This window comes from Rickettsia sp. TH2014 (genome assembly GCF_019249195.1).
In the GTDB taxonomy this organism is placed as follows: Bacteria; Pseudomonadota; Alphaproteobacteria; order Rickettsiales; family Rickettsiaceae; genus Rickettsia; species Rickettsia felis.
In genome coordinates, this window is the sequence record NZ_MXAX01000181.1 from 12,780 (window position 1) to 14,862 (window position 2,083).

Below are 2,083 nucleotides of genomic sequence, written 5' to 3' on the forward strand. Positions count from 1 at the left end.
CGTCGCTTCGCTCCTCGCAATGACGATTTGGGTATCCACGCAACAATAACACCTACATCTACTTACTCTCATTCACCAATTTATATATTTCTTTCTTACTATAAACATCCTTGAATTTATCATAAGCAAGTTCAGTAGTGGTTTTGCTACTTAAGTTTTTACTTAAGCAAAGTTCTATAAATTTTTCTAAATTTTTTTGTTGGTTTTGTTCTTGTATATTTCCTGAAATCAACAGTACTATCTCACCTTTTAAAATATTATTTTGATAGAACTTTATTATTTCATCTATATCCCCTGTTTTTATTTCCTGATACAGTTTAGTTAACTCACGAGCTACACATATTTCTCGATTTCCTAATATTTCCTTAGCTACCGATAAGGTGTTTATCAAACGAGGAGCGGTTTCAAAAAAAATCAATGTAGCCTTAAGATTTACTAGCTCAGAAAAAATCTTTTTCTTACTTTCTATAGTTTTAGGTAAAAACCCGTGAAATAAAAATCGATCAGTAGGAAGAGCCGATAAAGTTAGAGCAGTAATCGGTGCAGATACCCCTGGTACTACGTCTATATGACAATTAAGATTGCGTAAATCTCTAACTAACTTATAGCCGGGATCGGAAATTAAAGGAGTTCCTGCATCGGAAATTAAGCTTATTATATTGCCAGATTTTATTAAACTTATAATATTTTCTCTATCTTTCTCGTCACTATGATCATTATAAATTTGTAATTTTGTATGAATGTCATGTTTTGCTAGTAATTTTTGTGATATTCTAGTATCCTCGCATAAGATAATATCCGAATTTTTTAAAGTCGATATAGCACGAAGCGTTATATCTTCAAAATTACCGATCGGTGTTGCAACAATATATAATCCTGACTTCAAAATCATAATTTTTAAATTTTAAGTAATATTATGGCTAGTATAAAACATAAACTACGAATCGTTCTATCATTTTTTTGCTTGATATATTTAACGTCCTGTCAAACTCCTAAAGAAGAACCTATAAGTTTTCCTAAAAAAGAACAAAAAGAAATTGAGATTGCAATTTTAATGCCAAATCAGGGTCCTGATAGTATTGTCGGGAAACAATATAAAGATTTAATTAAAATGGGACTTAACGACGGGATTAAATCTTACATACATGTTACTTCTTACGACGGTTCAGATGAAAAAAACGTTTTAGCCGCTATGGATAAAATAGTAGCACGTAAAACTAAGATTATTTTGGGCCCTCTATATTCTAACTTTACCTCTCTAATAGCCGAAAAAGCAAAAGCTAATGATATTATTATTATAACTATGTCAAATAACCCGGCTCTTGCAGAAGATAAATTATTTGTATTCGGTCATGCGCCTTTAAAACAACTGATACGCATCATCAATTATTACGCAAGTAACGACCATAAAGATTTTATGGCATTGTTACCTAAAGGGAAGCATTCCCAAACTATTAGCCAAGTAATGCAAAATATATTAATTCAGAAAAGTGCAACATTATCACGCACCGAATTCTATGAGGATAGTCCTGAATCTATAGCAAAAGCCGCAAGAAATATTTCGGACAATACCGATATTATAAATGAGCGTAACGATACAACAAAACCGGTTATTTATCTATCAGATGATCCAAAAAATTTAAACATACTTGCCGATAGCATTCGTAAATATAATTTAGATAAAAAAGCTATTTTAATCGGTGATAATCGTATTGATATCGATTACCCTGAAAATATCGATATTAGCTTTACCGGTTCTTTAAATTTACTCAATAGCAACGTTCCGGATAGAGCAAAAGACTTAGGTGTTAGCCATATGGGCTTCATGCATCTTCTTTCTTATGATTTAGGACGTATGACTGCAAACTATATAGGCAATGAATTTGCATCCGAAAGGTTTTTAAATAGAATGAACAGTAGACAACCTTATATAGGTTTATCCGGTAATATTCATTTCATCGATGGAGTAGCACAGAGACGGTATGACATTATCAGGAAAGAGAATGGTGTATATTCTACTGTTTCAGGGAATTAGGACGTTGTTGTGTGGCGGAATCGTCATTGCGAGGAGCGAAGCGACGCG

General features: G+C 32.6%; 2 protein-coding genes. One reads left to right on the forward strand and one right to left on the reverse strand.

Going from position 1 to position 2,083, the window contains the following annotated elements; translation table 11 throughout:
* Positions 1–58 precede the first annotated feature (58 nt).
* Complete coding sequence (gene rsmI / locus KYQ89_RS03625) at positions 59–892, reverse strand: 16S rRNA (cytidine(1402)-2'-O)-methyltransferase (RefSeq protein ID WP_218460451.1); 834 nt, start codon at positions 890–892, stop codon at positions 59–61.
* Positions 893–916: 24 nt separating this feature from the next.
* Here rsmI and KYQ89_RS03630 point away from each other — a divergent pair, with 24 nt between their 5' ends.
* Positions 917–2,035, forward strand: coding sequence for a penicillin-binding protein activator (locus KYQ89_RS03630; protein ID WP_218460452.1), 1,119 nt, complete (start codon positions 917–919; stop codon positions 2,033–2,035).
* The last annotated feature ends 48 nt before the right edge of the window (positions 2,036–2,083 follow it).

Excerpts from the sequence above, each read along its gene's own strand:
- rsmI (WP_218460451.1), bottom strand. The coding sequence starts at position 892 with ATGATTTTGAAGTCAGGATTATATATTGTTGCAACACCGATCGGTAAT.
- KYQ89_RS03630 (WP_218460452.1), top strand. The coding sequence starts at position 917 with ATGGCTAGTATAAAACATAAACTACGAATCGTTCTATCATTTTTTTGC.